The 15,134-nt window shown below is 53.9% G+C and carries 26 protein-coding genes; all 26 read left to right on the top strand.

The genetic code is table 11. The annotated features are described in order from the left end of the window. The first annotated feature begins 104 nt into the window (after positions 1 to 104). The 26 genes from rpsL (at position 105) to secY (ending at position 15,126) form a co-directional block, all read left to right on the top strand. Entirely contained in the window at positions 105 to 476 is a 372-nt protein-coding gene (rpsL, locus tag ACQR3R_RS25650; RefSeq protein ID WP_002555494.1) for a 30S ribosomal protein S12, read from the top strand. Positions 477 to 594: 118 nt separating this feature from the next. Next, positions 595 to 1,065 carry a 30S ribosomal protein S7 gene (gene rpsG, locus ACQR3R_RS25655; protein WP_002555493.1) on the top strand — a complete coding sequence of 157 codons (471 nt, stop codon included), beginning with the start codon at positions 595 to 597 and terminating at the stop codon, positions 1,063 to 1,065. Between the two features lie 30 nt (positions 1,066 to 1,095). Continuing rightward, the gene (gene fusA / locus ACQR3R_RS25660; protein WP_428276673.1) at positions 1,096 to 3,201 is read left to right on the top strand and encodes an elongation factor G; all 2,106 of its coding nucleotides are present in this window, start codon (positions 1,096 to 1,098) and stop codon (positions 3,199 to 3,201) included. Between the two features lie 30 nt (positions 3,202 to 3,231). Beyond that, on the top strand, positions 3,232 to 4,425 hold the full coding sequence (tuf, locus tag ACQR3R_RS25665) for an elongation factor Tu (protein ID WP_003210085.1): 1,194 nt from the start codon (positions 3,232 to 3,234) through the stop codon (positions 4,423 to 4,425). A 140-nt stretch (positions 4,426 to 4,565) separates the two neighbouring features. Beyond that, positions 4,566 to 4,877: a 30S ribosomal protein S10 gene (rpsJ, locus tag ACQR3R_RS25670; protein WP_003186070.1), complete on the top strand. Its 312-nt coding sequence runs from the start codon at positions 4,566 to 4,568 to the stop codon at positions 4,875 to 4,877. An 80-nt stretch (positions 4,878 to 4,957) separates the two neighbouring features. Beyond that, positions 4,958 to 5,593, top strand: a complete 636-nt coding sequence (rplC, locus tag ACQR3R_RS25675) for a 50S ribosomal protein L3 (protein WP_003186059.1) — start codon at positions 4,958 to 4,960, stop codon at positions 5,591 to 5,593. Positions 5,594 to 5,605: 12 nt separating this feature from the next. Beyond that, positions 5,606 to 6,208 carry a 50S ribosomal protein L4 gene (rplD, locus tag ACQR3R_RS25680; protein WP_007896707.1) on the top strand — a complete coding sequence of 201 codons (603 nt, stop codon included), beginning with the start codon at positions 5,606 to 5,608 and terminating at the stop codon, positions 6,206 to 6,208. After that, positions 6,205 to 6,504, top strand: a complete 300-nt coding sequence (gene rplW, locus ACQR3R_RS25685) for a 50S ribosomal protein L23 (RefSeq protein ID WP_002555488.1) — start codon at positions 6,205 to 6,207, stop codon at positions 6,502 to 6,504. Before rplD ends, rplW begins: the two co-directional genes overlap by 4 nt. Before the next feature lie 14 nt (positions 6,505 to 6,518). After that, entirely contained in the window at positions 6,519 to 7,343 is an 825-nt protein-coding gene (rplB, locus tag ACQR3R_RS25690; protein WP_003210080.1) for a 50S ribosomal protein L2, read from the top strand. 16 nt (positions 7,344 to 7,359) lie between these two features. Further along, complete coding sequence (rpsS, locus tag ACQR3R_RS25695; RefSeq protein ID WP_002555486.1) at positions 7,360 to 7,635, top strand: 30S ribosomal protein S19; 276 nt, start codon at positions 7,360 to 7,362, stop codon at positions 7,633 to 7,635. A 13-nt stretch (positions 7,636 to 7,648) separates the two neighbouring features. Continuing rightward, positions 7,649 to 7,981, top strand: coding sequence for a 50S ribosomal protein L22 (gene rplV / locus ACQR3R_RS25700; RefSeq protein ID WP_003103908.1), 333 nt, complete (start codon positions 7,649 to 7,651; stop codon positions 7,979 to 7,981). Between the two features lie 13 nt (positions 7,982 to 7,994). After that, the gene (gene rpsC / locus ACQR3R_RS25705) at positions 7,995 to 8,681 is read left to right on the top strand and encodes a 30S ribosomal protein S3 (RefSeq protein ID WP_003176422.1); all 687 of its coding nucleotides are present in this window, start codon (positions 7,995 to 7,997) and stop codon (positions 8,679 to 8,681) included. A gap of 12 nt (positions 8,682 to 8,693) precedes the next feature. Further along, entirely contained in the window at positions 8,694 to 9,107 is a 414-nt protein-coding gene (rplP, locus tag ACQR3R_RS25710; RefSeq protein ID WP_007896757.1) for a 50S ribosomal protein L16, read from the top strand. Continuing rightward, positions 9,107 to 9,298, top strand: coding sequence for a 50S ribosomal protein L29 (gene rpmC, locus ACQR3R_RS25715; RefSeq protein WP_008030901.1), 192 nt, complete (start codon positions 9,107 to 9,109; stop codon positions 9,296 to 9,298). The genes rplP and rpmC overlap by 1 nt, the downstream gene beginning before the upstream one ends. A gap of 2 nt (positions 9,299 to 9,300) precedes the next feature. Beyond that, on the top strand, positions 9,301 to 9,567 hold the full coding sequence (gene rpsQ, locus ACQR3R_RS25720; RefSeq protein ID WP_003444370.1) for a 30S ribosomal protein S17: 267 nt from the start codon (positions 9,301 to 9,303) through the stop codon (positions 9,565 to 9,567). A gap of 23 nt (positions 9,568 to 9,590) precedes the next feature. Next, positions 9,591 to 9,959, top strand: coding sequence for a 50S ribosomal protein L14 (gene rplN / locus ACQR3R_RS25725; RefSeq protein ID WP_002555479.1), 369 nt, complete (start codon positions 9,591 to 9,593; stop codon positions 9,957 to 9,959). A gap of 11 nt (positions 9,960 to 9,970) precedes the next feature. Then, positions 9,971 to 10,285: a 50S ribosomal protein L24 gene (gene rplX / locus ACQR3R_RS25730; RefSeq protein ID WP_003176416.1), complete on the top strand. Its 315-nt coding sequence runs from the start codon at positions 9,971 to 9,973 to the stop codon at positions 10,283 to 10,285. A gap of 20 nt (positions 10,286 to 10,305) precedes the next feature. Then, positions 10,306 to 10,845, top strand: coding sequence for a 50S ribosomal protein L5 (gene rplE, locus ACQR3R_RS25735; protein ID WP_003176415.1), 540 nt, complete (start codon positions 10,306 to 10,308; stop codon positions 10,843 to 10,845). A gap of 13 nt (positions 10,846 to 10,858) precedes the next feature. Next, on the top strand, positions 10,859 to 11,164 hold the full coding sequence (rpsN, locus tag ACQR3R_RS25740; RefSeq protein WP_003176414.1) for a 30S ribosomal protein S14: 306 nt from the start codon (positions 10,859 to 10,861) through the stop codon (positions 11,162 to 11,164). 209 nt (positions 11,165 to 11,373) lie between these two features. Then, positions 11,374 to 11,766 (top strand): 30S ribosomal protein S8, encoded by a 393-nt coding sequence (gene rpsH / locus ACQR3R_RS25745; RefSeq protein WP_003186040.1) that lies wholly within the window; start codon positions 11,374 to 11,376, stop codon positions 11,764 to 11,766. A 12-nt stretch (positions 11,767 to 11,778) separates the two neighbouring features. Then, positions 11,779 to 12,312, top strand: a complete 534-nt coding sequence (rplF, locus tag ACQR3R_RS25750; RefSeq protein WP_003176412.1) for a 50S ribosomal protein L6 — start codon at positions 11,779 to 11,781, stop codon at positions 12,310 to 12,312. Between the two features lie 10 nt (positions 12,313 to 12,322). Further along, complete coding sequence (rplR, locus tag ACQR3R_RS25755) at positions 12,323 to 12,673, top strand: 50S ribosomal protein L18 (protein WP_003186037.1); 351 nt, start codon at positions 12,323 to 12,325, stop codon at positions 12,671 to 12,673. Positions 12,674 to 12,676: 3 nt separating this feature from the next. Further along, entirely contained in the window at positions 12,677 to 13,177 is a 501-nt protein-coding gene (rpsE, locus tag ACQR3R_RS25760) for a 30S ribosomal protein S5 (RefSeq protein WP_007943782.1), read from the top strand. 2 nt (positions 13,178 to 13,179) lie between these two features. After that, positions 13,180 to 13,356, top strand: coding sequence for a 50S ribosomal protein L30 (gene rpmD, locus ACQR3R_RS25765; protein ID WP_003186033.1), 177 nt, complete (start codon positions 13,180 to 13,182; stop codon positions 13,354 to 13,356). A gap of 3 nt (positions 13,357 to 13,359) precedes the next feature. After that, positions 13,360 to 13,797 carry a 50S ribosomal protein L15 gene (rplO, locus tag ACQR3R_RS25770; RefSeq protein WP_007896782.1) on the top strand — a complete coding sequence of 146 codons (438 nt, stop codon included), beginning with the start codon at positions 13,360 to 13,362 and terminating at the stop codon, positions 13,795 to 13,797. After that, positions 13,798 to 15,126: a preprotein translocase subunit SecY gene (secY, locus tag ACQR3R_RS25775; RefSeq protein WP_003228718.1), complete on the top strand. Its 1,329-nt coding sequence runs from the start codon at positions 13,798 to 13,800 to the stop codon at positions 15,124 to 15,126. It begins immediately after the preceding gene. Positions 15,127 to 15,134 lie beyond the last annotated feature (8 nt).

Raw genomic sequence — 15,134 nt, forward strand, 5'->3', positions numbered from 1 at the left:
TCCTCTTTAGACTCTTGTACCCCTAAATTTGGCGGGAATTCGTTCCTGCCATTTTGCTTTTCTTGCAAGACAATAGCGTCGCAAGACAACAGTGGAGCTAGTAGATGGCAACTATCAACCAGCTGGTACGTCAGCCGCGTAAGCGTATCGTCGAGAAATCCGACGTGCCTGCGCTGCAGAACTGCCCGCAACGTCGTGGCGTATGCACTCGTGTGTATACCACCACGCCGAAAAAACCTAACTCGGCACTGCGTAAAGTATGCCGTGTGCGTCTGACCAACGGTTTCGAGGTTTCCTCGTACATCGGCGGTGAAGGCCACAACCTGCAAGAGCACAGCGTGGTATTGATCCGTGGCGGTCGTGTAAAAGACTTGCCAGGTGTTCGTTACCACACCGTTCGCGGCTCTTTGGATACTTCCGGTGTTAAAGGTCGTAACCAAGGTCGTTCGAAGTACGGTACCAAGAAGCCTAAGTAGTAGTGGCTTTTTGTAAAAACTGATTTTCTATTTTCCTGAGTCGATAAGAGTAAGGTCGGAGGCGTCCCGCAAGGGCACTGATTCCGAGCGAACCTGAAGACCGTTTGAGGGCTTATCCATGCCAAGAAGACGCGTAGCAGCCAAGCGCGAAGTGCTTGACGATCCAAAATACGGAAGCCAAATTCTGGCCAAGTTCATGAACCACGTTATGGAAAGCGGCAAAAAAGCCGTTGCCGAACGTATCGTTTATGGCGCGCTGGAAAAGGTTAAAGAGCGCAAGAACAGCGATCCCCTGGAAATCTTCGAGAAAGCTCTCGACGCCATCGCTCCGCTGGTCGAAGTGAAGTCGCGCCGTGTAGGCGGTGCTACTTACCAGGTTCCGGTCGAAGTTCGCCCGTCCCGTCGTAACGCCCTGGCAATGCGCTGGTTGGTAGACTTCGCCCGCAAGCGCGGCGAGAAGTCTATGGCTCTGCGTTTGGCTGGCGAACTGTTGGACGCTGCTGAAGGTAAAGGTGCTGCAGTTAAGAAGCGTGAAGACGTGCACCGTATGGCTGAAGCCAACAAGGCTTTCTCGCACTACCGCTTCTAATTTTAGCGTCACTAATTTTGCGAGGGCTTTATGGCTCGTACAACACCGATTAATCGCTACCGTAACATTGGTATCGTTGCTCACGTGGATGCTGGTAAAACCACCACCACCGAGCGCGTCCTTTTTTACACTGGCAAAAGTCACAAAATGGGCGAGGTGCATGACGGCGCCGCGACCACTGACTGGATGGTTCAGGAGCAGGAGCGTGGTATTACCATTACTTCTGCTGCCATTACCGCCTTCTGGCAGGGTTCCGAGAAGCAGCACAAGGATCAGTACCGTTTCAACGTCATCGACACCCCGGGCCACGTTGACTTCACTATTGAAGTTGAGCGTTCCCTTCGTGTTCTCGACGGCGCGGTCGTTGTGTTCTGCGGTACCTCGGGTGTTGAGCCTCAGTCGGAAACCGTATGGCGTCAAGCCAACAAATACGGCGTTCCACGTCTTGTTTACGTAAACAAGATGGACCGTGCTGGTGCTAACTTCCTGCGTGTTATCGGTCAGATCAAGCAGCGTCTGGGGCACACTCCGGTGCCAATCCAGTTGGCTATCGGTTCCGAAGACAACTTCGAGGGCCAGATCGATCTGATGGCTATGGAAGCTGTTTACTGGAATGACGCTGACAAAGGCATGGTTCCAGTTCGTAAGCCTATCCCTGCTGAACTGCAGGAGCTGGCTGACGAATGGCGCGGCAACATGATTGAAGCTGCGGCAGAAGCCAGCGAAGAGCTGATGAACAAGTACCTCGAAGGTGAAGAACTCACCAACGCGGAAATCAAGGCGGCTCTGCGTCAGCGTACTATCGCTGGTGAGATCGTTCTGGCTGTTTGCGGTTCTTCCTTCAAGAACAAGGGTGTTCCCCTGGTTCTCGACGCCGTTATCGACTACCTGCCTGCTCCTTCCGAGATTCCTGCCATCAAGGGTACTGACCCGGATGACGAGACTATCGAGCTGGAGCGTCATGCAGACGACAACGAGCCGTTCTCGGCTCTGGCGTTCAAGATCGCTACCGACCCATTCGTGGGTACCTTGACCTTTGTTCGAGTTTACTCGGGCGTGTTGGCCTCCGGCGACGGCGTGATCAACTCGGTTAAAGGCAAGAAAGAGCGCGTGGGTCGTATGGTGCAAATGCACGCAAACGCCCGTGAAGAAATCAAGGAAGTGCGCGCTGGCGACATCGCGGCCTTGATCGGCATGAAGGACGTCACCACTGGTGAGACTTTGTGCAACGCTGACAAGCCAATCATCCTGGTTCGCATGGACTTCCCGGAGCCGGTTATTTCGGTTGCCGTAGAGCCTAAGACCAAGGATGACCAGGAAAAAATGGGTATCGCTCTGGGTAAGCTTGCTCAGGAAGATCCATCTTTCCGCGTCAAGACTGATGAAGAGACTGGTCAAACGATCATCTCCGGCATGGGCGAGTTGCACCTGGACATCCTGGTTGACCGGATGCGTCGTGAGTTCAACGTCGAAGCCAACATTGGTAAGCCTCAGGTTTCCTATCGTGAGCGCATCACGAAGAACTGTGAAATCGAAGGTAAGTTCGTTCGTCAATCCGGCGGTCGTGGTCAGTTCGGCCATTGCTGGATTCGTTTTGCTCCTGCTGACGAAGGTCAGGAAGGTCTGCAATTCGTGAACGAAGTAGTAGGTGGTGTGGTTCCTAAGGAATACATCCCGGCTATCCAGAAAGGTATCGAAGAGCAGATGAAGAACGGCGTAGTCGCCGGCTATCCGCTGATCGGCCTGAAGGCAACCGTGTTTGATGGTTCTTACCACGACGTCGACTCTAACGAGATGGCGTTTAAGGTGGCTGCATCCATGGCGACCAAGCAGCTGGCCCAGAAGGGCGGTGGTGAGTTGCTTGAGCCGATCATGGCGGTAGAGGTCGTAACACCTGAAGACTATATGGGTGATGTGATGGGCGACCTTAACCGTCGTCGTGGCATGATCCTGGGTATGGAAGACACGGTCTCCGGCAAAGTAATTCGCGCCGAGGTCCCGTTGGGTGAAATGTTCGGTTACGCAACTGACGTTCGTTCCATGTCCCAAGGTCGCGCAAGCTACTCTATGGAATTCAAAAAATATAATACGGCTCCAGCGCATATCGCTGAAACCGTATCCAAAAAACAAGGCTGATTCAGTCCTTTAGGCAAGGAGTTAATTGTCGTGGCTAAAGAAAAATTTGATCGTTCCCTACCGCACGTCAACGTTGGCACCATCGGTCACGTTGACCATGGTAAAACCACTCTGACTGCTGCTCTGACTCGCGTTTGCTCCGAAGTTTTCGGTTCTGCCCGTGTTGACTTCGACAAGATCGACAGCGCGCCAGAAGAAAAAGCTCGTGGTATTACCATCAACACTGCGCACGTTGAATACAACTCGCTGATCCGTCACTACGCTCACGTTGACTGCCCAGGTCACGCTGACTATGTGAAGAACATGATCACTGGTGCTGCTCAGATGGATGGCGCGATCCTGGTTTGCTCGGCCGCTGATGGTCCGATGCCGCAAACTCGTGAGCACATCCTGCTGTCCCGTCAGGTAGGCGTTCCGTACATCGTGGTTTTCCTGAACAAGGCTGACCTGGTAGACGACGCAGAGCTGCTGGAACTGGTTGAGATGGAAGTGCGCGATCTGCTGAGCACTTACGATTTCCCGGGCGACGACACTCCGATCATCATCGGTTCTGCTCGTATGGCTCTGGACGGTCTTGATGACAACGAAATGGGCACCACTGCCGTTCGTAAACTGGTAGAGACTCTGGACAGCTACATTCCAGATCCGGTCCGTGTTATCGACAAGCCGTTCCTGATGCCAATCGAAGACGTATTCTCGATCTCCGGTCGCGGTACTGTTGTAACCGGTCGTATCGAGCGCGGTATCGTCAAGGTTCAAGACCCACTGGAAATCGTTGGTCTGCGTGACACTACCGTCACCACCTGCACCGGTGTTGAAATGTTCCGTAAGCTGCTCGACGAAGGTCGTGCTGGCGAGAACTGCGGTGTGCTGCTGCGCGGCACCAAGCGTGACGACGTTGAGCGTGGCCAGGTTCTGGTCAAGCCAGGTTCGGTTAAGCCACACACTACCTTCGAAGCCGAAGTGTACGTGCTGAGCAAAGAAGAAGGCGGTCGCCACACTCCTTTCTTCAAAGGCTACCGTCCACAGTTCTACTTCCGGACCACTGACGTGACCGGTAACTGCGAACTGCCGGAAGGCGTTGAAATGGTAATGCCGGGCGACAACATCAAAATGGTTGTCACCCTGATCAAAACCATCGCAATGGAAGATGGTCTGCGTTTCGCTATTCGTGAAGGCGGTCGTACCGTCGGCGCTGGCGTCGTAGCCAAAATCATCGCTTAAGCGTTGATTGAATGAAAAAGCCCCCGCTTGCGGGGGCTTTTTTATTGGGTTGACACTCAGTTAGCCCGTCTATAGAATTGCGCCTCCTTTTAACGGGCGTATTGCGCTCGGTGGGAATAGCAGCCGGAGTCTGAAATCCAATGCAAAATCAGCAAATCCGTATCAGGTTGAAGGCTTTTGACCATCGCCTGATCGACCAATCCACCCAGGAAATCGTGGAAACCGCGAAACGTACTGGTGCTCAAGTGCGTGGTCCAATTCCACTGCCTACCCGTAAAGAGCGGTTCACCGTTCTGGTTTCACCGCACGTCAACAAAGACGCGCGTGACCAGTACGAGATCCGCACTCATAAGCGCGTTCTGGACATCGTCCAGCCAACGGATAAAACCGTTGATGCTCTTATGAAGCTTGATCTTGCGGCCGGTGTGGAAGTGCAGATCAGCCTCGGCTAAGACTCGGTCTTAGTCGTGTAACGCTCTGAAATGGGCGGCCATAGCGGGTGAAAGCCCCGTACACTCATGAGGTTTACAACATGACTATTGGTGTAGTCGGTCGTAAATGCGGTATGACCCGTATTTTCACCGAAGAAGGTGTCTCCATTCCGGTCACGGTCATTGAGATCGAGCCGAATCGCGTCACCCAGTTCAAAACTGAAGAGACCGATGGCTATCGTGCAGTGCAAGTCACTGTAGGCGAGCGTCGTGCTTCGCGTGTTACAGCTGCTCAGGCTGGCCACTTCGCTAAAGCGAACGTTGCCGCTGGTCGTACCGTAATGGAATTCCGTCTTGAAGAAGGCGAGTACCAGGCCGGCGATCTGATCAATGCTGAAATCTTCGCTGCTGGTCAACTGGTTGATGTAACCGGTCAGTCCAAAGGTAAAGGCTTCCAGGGTACGATCAAGCGTTGGAACTTCCGCGGGCAAGATAATACCCACGGTAACTCCGTGTCCCACCGCGTTCCAGGCTCTATCGGCCAGTGCCAGACTCCTGGTCGTGTATTCAAGGGCAAAAAAATGTCCGGTCATATGGGCGCTGAGCGCGTGACCGTGCAGTCCCTCGAAGTAGTGCGCGTGGACGCTGAACGCAATCTGTTGTTGGTCAAGGGCGCTGTTCCTGGCGCTACTGGCGGCAACTTGGTTGTACGTCCAGCAGCCAAGGCTCGCGGTTAAGGGGAAGCTGACATGCAATTAAATGTAAATGACGCTCAAGCGATCGAAGTTTCCGAACTGACATTTGGCGGCGAATTCAACGAGACGCTGGTTCACCAAGCAGTCGTGGCCTACATGGCCGGCGGCCGTCAAGGTAGCAAGCAGCAAAAGACCCGTTCCGACGTTCGTGGTGGCGGTAAGCGCCCTTGGCGTCAGAAAGGTACTGGCCGTGCTCGTGCCGGTACTATCCGTAGCCCTATTTGGCGCGGCGGCGGTACCACTTTCGCAGCTCGTCCTCAGGATCACACCCAGAAGCTGAACAAGAAGATGTATCGCGCAGCAATGCGTTCCATCCTTGCTGAGCTGGTGCGTACTGATCGACTGGTAGTGGTTCAGGACTTCGCTGTTGATGCACCGAAGACCAAAGATCTGCTGAACAAACTGACTGGCATGGGCCTGACTGACGTCTTGATCGTGTCTGAAGTAGTTGATCAGAACCTGTACCTGGCTGCTCGCAACCTGCCACACGTTGATGTACGTGACGTGCAAGGTTCCGATCCAGTTAGTCTGATCGCATACGACAAGGTGTTGATCACCGTGTCGGCCGTGAAGAAATTCGAGGAGCTGCTGGGATGAACCAGGAACGCGTATTTAAAGTTCTGCTTGGCCCGCACGTTTCCGAGAAGGCTACGGTTCTGGCTGACAAGAAAGGCCAGTTCGTTTTCAAGGTTGCAACTGACGCAACCAAGCTGGAAATCAAGAAGGCCGTCGAAAGCCTGTTCAGCGTGAAAGTAGAGCGTGTTACTACCCTGAATGTTCTGGGTAAGAGCAAGCGCACTGCTCGCGGTCTGGGCAAGCGTAATGACTGGAAGAAGGCAGTTATCTCCCTTCAGCCAGGCCAAGATCTCGATTTCAGCAGCAGTGCTGAGTAAGGAAGGGGTGCATCATGGCAATCGTTAAATGCAAACCGACTTCCCCTGGCCGCCGTTTTGTGGTCAAGGTGGTCAACCAGGAGCTGCATAAAGGCGCTCCTCACGCACCGCTGCTCGAGAAAAAATCGAAGACTGGTGGTCGTAACAACAATGGTCGTATTACCACTCGTCACATCGGTGGTGGCCATAAGCAGCATTATCGTCTGGTCGATTTCCGTCGCAACGACAAAGATGGCATCGCTGCCACTGTCGAGCGTATTGAATACGATCCAAACCGTACTGCTCACATCGCTCTGCTGCTGTACGCAGATGGCGAGCGTCGCTACATCATCGCCCCTAAAGGCGTGAGTGCTGGTGACCAGCTGATCGCAGGTGCCTTGGCGCCGATCAAGCCGGGCAACGCTCTGCAACTGCGTAACATTCCAGTTGGTAGCACCGTACACGGCATCGAATTGAAGCCAGGTAAAGGCGCGCAAATCGCTCGTTCCGCTGGTGCTTCGGCTCAGTTGATCGCTCGTGAAGGTGTCTACGTGACCCTGCGTCTGCGTTCTGGTGAGATGCGTAAAGTACTGGCTGAATGCCGTGCGACCTTGGGTGAAGTCTCGAACTCCGAGCACAGCCTTCGTTCGCTGGGTAAGGCTGGTGCCAAGCGCTGGCGTGGCGTTCGCCCAACCGTTCGTGGTGTTGCCATGAACCCGGTTGACCACCCACATGGTGGTGGTGAAGGTCGTACCTCTGGTGGTCGTCATCCGGTATCGCCATGGGGCTTCCCGACTAAGGGCGCGAAGACTCGTGGTAATAAGCGTACCGACAAAATGATCGTCCGTCGTCGCAAGTAAATAGAGGGATACGACAGTGCCACGTTCTCTGAAAAAAGGTCCTTTTATTGATCTTCACCTACTGAAGAAGATCGAAGTGGCGGCGGAAAAGAACGATCGCAAACCAGTGAAAACCTGGTCGCGTCGCTCGATGATCCTGCCACAAATGGTCGGTTTGACCATTGCAGTGCATAACGGTCGTCAACATGTTCCAGTTCTCGTGAACGAAGACATGGTCGGCCACAAACTGGGCGAGTTTGCCGGTACCCGCACATATCGTGGGCACGTGGCAGACAAGAAAGCCAAGCGTTAAGGGGTAAGGAACGATGGAAGTAGCCGCTAAGTTGTCGGGCGCTCGAATCTCCGCCCAGAAAGCCCGCTTGGTCGCCGACCAGATCCGCGGGAAGAAGGTGGGCGAAGCGCTCAACCTGTTGGCTTTCAGCAGTAAGAAAGCCGCCGAGATCATGAAGAAAGTGCTGGAGTCGGCCGTAGCCAACGCCGAGCATAACGAAGGCGCAGACGTTGATGACCTTAAAGTCAGCACCGTTTTCGTCAACGAAGGGCGTTCGCTGAAGCGAATCATGCCACGTGCCAAAGGCCGTGCTGATCGCATCGTCAAGCGGTCTTGCCATATCACTGTCAAGGTTGCTGACAAGTAACGGAGTCGAAGAGATGGGTCAGAAAGTACATCCCATTGGCATTCGCCTGGGAATCGTCAAGGAGCACACCTCCGTCTGGTACGCAGACGGTCGGACTTATGCGGACTATTTGTTCGCTGATCTGAAGGTGCGTGAGTATCTCCAAGACAAATTAAAAAGCGCGTCCGTAAGCCGTATCGATATCCATCGTCCGGCCCAAACTGCACGTATCACCATCCACACTGCTCGTCCAGGTATCGTTATCGGGAAGAAAGGTGAAGATGTTGAGAAACTGCGTCAGGACCTGACCAAACAAATGGGTGTGCCTGTGCACATCAATATCGAAGAAATCCGCAAGCCGGAGCTCGACGGTATGTTGGTTGCGCAGAGCGTAGCTCAGCAGCTGGAACGTCGCGTAATGTTCCGTCGCGCTATGAAGCGCGCAGTACAGAACGCCATGCGTATTGGTGCCAAAGGCATCAAAATCCAAGTGAGCGGTCGTCTCGGCGGTGCTGAAATCGCACGTACTGAATGGTATCGCGAAGGTCGTGTGCCACTGCACACCCTGCGTGCCGACATCGACTATGCCAACTACGAAGCTCACACCACTTACGGTGTGATCGGTGTAAAGGTTTGGATCTTCAAAGGCGAAGTAATTGGTGGTCGCCAAGAAGAACTGAAACCACAAGCACCAGCGCCTCGTAAAAAAGCTGCTAAGTAAGGGGTACGCCAAATGTTGCAACCAAAGCGTACGAAGTTCCGCAAGCAGATGACAGGCCACAACCGTGGTCTGGCTCAGCGCGGTAGCAAAGTCAGCTTCGGCGAGTTCGCGCTGAAGTCTGTAGCTCGTGGTCGTCTCACCGCTCGTCAGATCGAGTCAGCGCGTCGTGCACTGACCCGCCACGTTAAACGTGGTGGCAAGATCTGGATCCGTGTATTCCCGGACAAGCCTATTTCCAAAAAGCCCCTCGAAGTTCGGATGGGTAAAGGTAAGGGTAGTGTGGAGTACTGGGTTGCCCAGATTCAGCCAGGCAAAGTCCTGTATGAAATCGAGGGCGTTTCTGAAGAGCTGGCGCGTGAGGCTTTTGCCCTGGCTGCTGCAAAGCTGCCGCTCGCCACCGCTTTTGTTAAACGGACGGTGATGTGATGAAAGCGAATGAACTTCGTGAAAAAGACGCGCCGCAGCTTAACGAGCAACTGCTCGGCCTGCTGCGCGACCAGTTCAATCTGCGCATGCAGAAAGCAACTGGCCAGTTGGGGCAGTCTCACCTGCTCCGGCAAGTTAAGCGTGACATCGCTCGCGTGAAGACTGTGCTCAAACAGCAGGCAGGTAAGTAATCATGGCTGAAGCCGAAAAAACCGTCCGTACGCTGACTGGCCGTGTTGTCAGCGACAAAATGGACAAGACCATCACCGTTCTGATCGAGCGTCGCGTAAAGCACCCGATCTACGGTAAATACGTTAAGCGTTCGACTAAGCTGCACGCGCACGACGAAACCAATCAGTGCCACATCGGCGACAAAGTCACTATTCGTGAAACTCGTCCGCTGGCCAAGACCAAGTCTTGGGCGCTGGTTGATATTCTCGAACGCGCTGTGGAAGTCTAAGGACTAGGGGTCGGAGAAATTATATGATTCAGACTCAATCCATGCTCGATGTGGCCGATAACAGCGGCGCTCGCCGCGTTATGTGCATCAAGGTGCTGGGTGGCTCCCATCGTCGTTACGCTGGTATCGGTGACATCATCAAAGTTACCGTCAAGGAAGCAATTCCGCGCGGTAAAGTGAAAAAAGGCCAAGTGATGACTGCTGTTGTAGTCCGCACTCGTCACGGCGTACGCCGTGCTGATGGCTCCATTATCCGCTTTGATGGCAACGCTGCTGTTCTTCTGAACAACAAGCAAGAGCCGATCGGCACCCGTATCTTTGGGCCAGTGACCCGTGAACTTCGTACTGAGAAGTTCATGAAGATCGTCTCGCTCGCCCCAGAAGTGCTGTAAGGAGATCCGACATGCAAAAGATTCGTCGTGACGACGAGATCATCGTGATCGCCGGCAAAGACAAAGGTAAGCGCGGTAAGGTGCTTAAGGTTCTCGCTAATAACCGTCTGGTTATTGGTGGTCTGAACCTGGTTAAGCGTCATACCAAGCCTAACCCGATGTCGGGCGTACAAGGCGGTATCGTCGAAAAAGAAGCTCCACTGGACGCTTCTAACGTCGCCATTTTCAACGGCGAAACCAACAAGGCTGACCGCGTTGGTTTCAAAGTAGAAGACGGCAAGAAAATTCGTGTCTTCAAGTCGACCCAAAAAGCGGTTGATGCTTGAACACTGCTAGGTAGAAGACCATGGCACGACTAAAAGAGATTTACTGGAAGGAAATCGCACCGAAGCTTAAGGAAGAACTTAAGCTTTCGAACGTGATGGAAGTTCCACGCGTTACAAAGATCACCCTGAACATGGGTCTGGGCGAAGCTGTTGGTGACAAAAAAGTCATTGAGCACGCTGTTGCTGACCTCGAAAAGATCACCGGTCAGAAAGTTGTTGTGACTTATGCTCGGAAATCCATCGCTGGCTTTAAAGTCCGTGAAGGTTGGCCGATCGGCGTCAAAGTGACTCTGCGCCGTGAGCGTATGTATGAATTCCTGGATCGTCTGCTGTCGATCTCCCTGCCTCGGGTTCGCGACTTCCGCGGCCTGAATGCCAAGTCCTTTGATGGTCGTGGTAACTACAGCATGGGCGTTAAAGAGCAGATCATCTTCCCGGAAATCGACTACGACAAGATCGATGCTCTCCGCGGTCTGGACATTACCCTGACCACCACTGCCAAGAACGATGATGAAGGTCGCGCCCTGTTGCGTGCTTTCAAATTCCCGTTCCGCAACTGATTGGAGTAGGAAAATGGCCAAGATGAGCATGAAAAACCGCGAGCTGAAGCGTCAGCTCACGGTTGCCAAGTACGCCAAAAAGCGTGCAGCACTGAAAGCTATCATCGTTGATCTGAACGCAAGTCCAGAAGCACGTTGGGAAGCAACAGTCGCTCTGCAGAAGCAGCCACGTGACGCAAGCGCCTCGCGCATGCGTAACCGCTGCCGCCTGACCGGTCGTCCGCACGGCGTTTACCGCAAGTTCGGCCTTGGCCGTAACAAATTGCGCGAAGCGGCAATGCGTGGTGACGTGCCTGGTCTGGTTAAAGCCAGCTGGTAAGCACTGTCAAAGTCTCGGTGCTCGGGATCGCAAGATCCTGACCGCTGGTGACATTGAACTTGAATCAAGCCCCTATTGGGGCTTGATTCATTTGTGGGGTGTGTCTAGAATACCCGGCTCGCCTGAGCCCGTACTTTTTTCGTACGGATGTTCTCGGCGACAAGTAGTAGCCGCAAGGCTAATTTTTTTGTATTAGGAGCGTCTAGCCCATGAGTATGCAGGACCCGTTAGCGGACATGCTAACTCGAATCCGTAATGCCCAGATGGCTGAAAAGTCCGTCGTAAGCATGCCATCTTCTACTTTGAAGGTAGCTGTTGCCAAAGTCCTGAAGGACGAAGGTTACATTGCGGGTTATCAGATCAGCAGCGAAATCAAACCACTGCTGTCCATCGAGCTGAAGTACTTCGAAGGCCGTCCGGTCATCGAGGAAGTGAAGCGCGTTAGCCGTCCAGGCCTGCGTCAGTACAAGTCCGTCGATGATCTGCCAAAAGTTCGTGGCGGTCTCGGTGTGTCTATCGTCTCCACCAACAAAGGTGTGATGACGGATCGTGCTGCGCGCGCTGCCGGTGTCGGCGGCGAAGTTCTTTGCACTGTGTTCTAAGGGGGGATAAGCATGTCACGCGTCGCTAAGAACCCCGTTAAGCTGCCAGCCGGTGTCGAAGTAAAATTCGCAGGCCAACAGCTTTCGGTGAAGGGTGCCAAGGGCACTCTCGAACTGAACATCCATTCGTCCGTTGAGATTGTTGAAGAAGCTGGTGAGCTGCGTTTCGCTGCTCGCAATGGCGATCAACAAACTCGCGCAATGGCTGGTACCACTCGTGCGTTGGTAAACAACATGGTCCAAGGCGTAAGCCAAGGCTTCGAGCGTAAGCTCCAGCTGGTCGGTGTTGGTTACAAAGCGCAAGCAAAAGGCACAGTGCTGAACCTGGCTCTTGGCTTCTCGCACCCAGTGGATTATGAACTGCCGGAAGGCATCACCGCTGAGACTCCTAGCCAGACCGATATCCTGATCAAGGGCATCGATAAGCAGCTGGTAGGTCAAGTGGCCGCCGAGATCCGCGACTTCCGTCCACCAGAGCCGTACAAAGGCAAAGGTGTGCGCTACGCGGACGAAGTCGTCCGTCGTAAAGAAGCCAAGAAGAAGTAGGGCATAGCAAATGACCGACAAAAAAGTTACTCGACTGCGTCGCGCTCGCAAAGCACGCCTGAAAATGCACGAACTAGAAGTCGTGCGTCTCTGCGTGTTCCGCTCGTCGCAGCACATCTACGCCCAGGTCATTTCGGCCGACGGCAACAAAGTCCTGGCATCCGCCTCGACTTTGGATAAAGAACTGCGTGATGGCGCCACTGGCAACATCGACGCGGCCACTAAGGTTGGCCAGCTGGTCGCTACGCGTGCAAAAGCCGCTGGCGTCTCGCAGGTGGCTTTCGACCGCTCTGGCTTCAAGTACCACGGCCGCGTCAAGGCGCTGGCTGATGCTGCTCGTGAAGCTGGGCTGGAGTTCTAAGTTATGTCAAATAACGACCAAAAGCGCGACGAAGGCTACATTGAGAAGCTGGTTCAAGTTAACCGCGTAGCCAAAACCGTTAAAGGCGGCCGTATCTTCACTTTCACCGCGTTGACCGTGGTAGGTGATGGTAAAGGGCGTGTTGGCTTCGGCCGTGGCAAGTCACGTGAAGTGCCTGCTGCGATCCAGAAGGCAATGGAAGCTGCTCGTCGCAACATGATCCAAGTTGATCTGAACGGCACCACTCTGCAGTACGCAATGAAGTCCGGTCACGGCGCTTCGAAGGTGTACATGCAGCCTGCTTCTGAAGGTACCGGTATCATCGCTGGCGGCGCTATGCGTGCTGTCCTCGAAGTTGCTGGCGTTCAGAACGTTCTGGCCAAGTGCTACGGCTCGACTAACCCGGTAAACGTGGTTCACGCCACTTTTAAAGGTTTGAAGGCTATGCAGTCTCCTGAATCCATTGCCGCCAAGCGTGGCAAAAGCGTCAAGGAGATCTTCTGATCATGGCTACCGTTAAAGTTACGCTGATCAAAAGCATGACCGGCCGCATCCCTAACCACAAATTGTGCGTTAAGGGTCTGGGTCTGCGTCGCATCGGTCACACTGTAGAAGTACTTGATACTCCCGAGAATCGCGGGATGATCAACAAGGCTTACTACATGCTGCGTGTCGAGGGTTAATCGATGAAACTCAATGATCTGAGTCCAGCGCCGGGTTCCCGTCGCGAAAAGCATCGTCCGGGCCGTGGTATCGGTAGTGGTTTGGGCAAGACCGGTGGCCGTGGCCACAAAGGTCAGTCCTCCCGCTCTGGTGGCACTATTGCTCCAGGCTTTGAAGGCGGTCAACAGCCGCTGCATCGTCGCCTGCCAAAATTCGGTTTCGTTTCCCTGAAGGCTATGGATCGCGCAGAAGTGCGTTTGTCCGAGTTGGCTAAAGTGGAAGGCGACATCGTAACTGTGCAGTCTCTGAAAGATGCCAACGTGATCAACGTCAACGTACAGCGTGTGAAAATCATGCTGTCCGGCGAAGTTACTCGCGCTGTTACCATCGGAAAGGGAATCGGCGCCACCAAAGGTGCGCGTGCGGCTATCGAAGCAGCTGGCGGCAAGTTCGAGGAATAAATGGCTAAGCAAGGTGCTCTCTCTGCGCTCGGCAAAGGCGGTATGTCTGAACTCTGGGCTCGTCTGCGTTTTCTGTTCCTGGCGATTATCGTCTACCGAATAGGCGCACACATCCCGGTTCCAGGTATTAACCCGGACCGACTCGCGGACCTGTTTCGACAGAATGAGGGGACCATTCTTAGCTTGTTCAACATGTTTTCCGGCGGCGCGCTGGAACGGATGAGTATCTTTGCTCTGGGGATCATGCCGTACATTTCGGCATCGATCATCATGCAGTTGATGACCGCCGTCAGCCCGCAGCTGGAACAGTTGAAGAAGGAAGGTGAAGCTGGTCGTCGCAAGATTAGCCAGTACACCCGCTACGGCACTGTCGTCCTCGCTCTGGTTCAGGCTATTGGCATGTCCATAGGTCTGGCGGGGCAGGGCGTTGCGTTCACTGGTGACTTTGGCTTCCATTTCGTCGCGGTATCCACTTTTGTGGCTGGTGCGATGTTCATGATGTGGCTGGGTGAGCAGATTACTGAGCGTGGTGTTGGCAACGGTATCTCGATGTTGATTTTTTCGGGTATCGTCGCCGGTCTTCCGAGAGCAATCGGGCAGTCTTTCGAGTCTGCGCGTCAGGGCGATATCAACATCTTCGCTTTGGTTGCCATCGGTTTGCTGGCAGTAGCGATTATCGGTTTCGTGGTGTTCATTGAGCGTGGTCAGCGTCGTATTGCTGTTCACTACGCCAAGCGCCAGCAGGGCCGCAAGGTCTTTGCTGCGCAGACCAGCCACTTGCCGCTGAAGGTGAACATGGCCGGTGTTATTCCGGCTATTTTCGCGAGCAGCATTTTGCTGTTCCCGGCTTCGTTGGGTGCCTGGTTCGGTCAGTCTGAAGGTATGGGCTGGTTGCAGGACATCTCGCAGTCGATCGCTCCTGGTCAGCCGTTGAATATTCTGCTGTTTAGTGCAGGGATTATTTTCTTCTGCTTCTTCTATACGGCGTTGATGTTCAATCCGAAAGACGTAGCGGAAAACCTGAAGAAGTCCGGTGCCTTTATTCCGGGTATCCGTCCAGGAGAGCAGTCTGCACGCTATATTGATGGCGTTTTGACTCGCTTGACCATGTTCGGTGCTCTTTACATGACGGCCGTGTGCTTGCTGCCCCAGTTTCTGGTGGTTGCGGCAAACGTACCGTTCTACCTTGGCGGGACCTCGTTGCTGATCGTGGTCGTGGTTGTGATGGACTTCATGTCCCAAGTACAATCGCACCTCGTTTCGCACCAGTACGAATCCCTGATGAAGAAAGCCAACCTGAAGGGTTACGGCAGCGGCATGTTGCGCTGAGTAGTACC

This window comes from Gordonia sp. IEGM753 (assembly GCF_050321825.1).
Taxonomy (GTDB): Bacteria; Pseudomonadota; Gammaproteobacteria; order Pseudomonadales; family Pseudomonadaceae; genus Aquipseudomonas.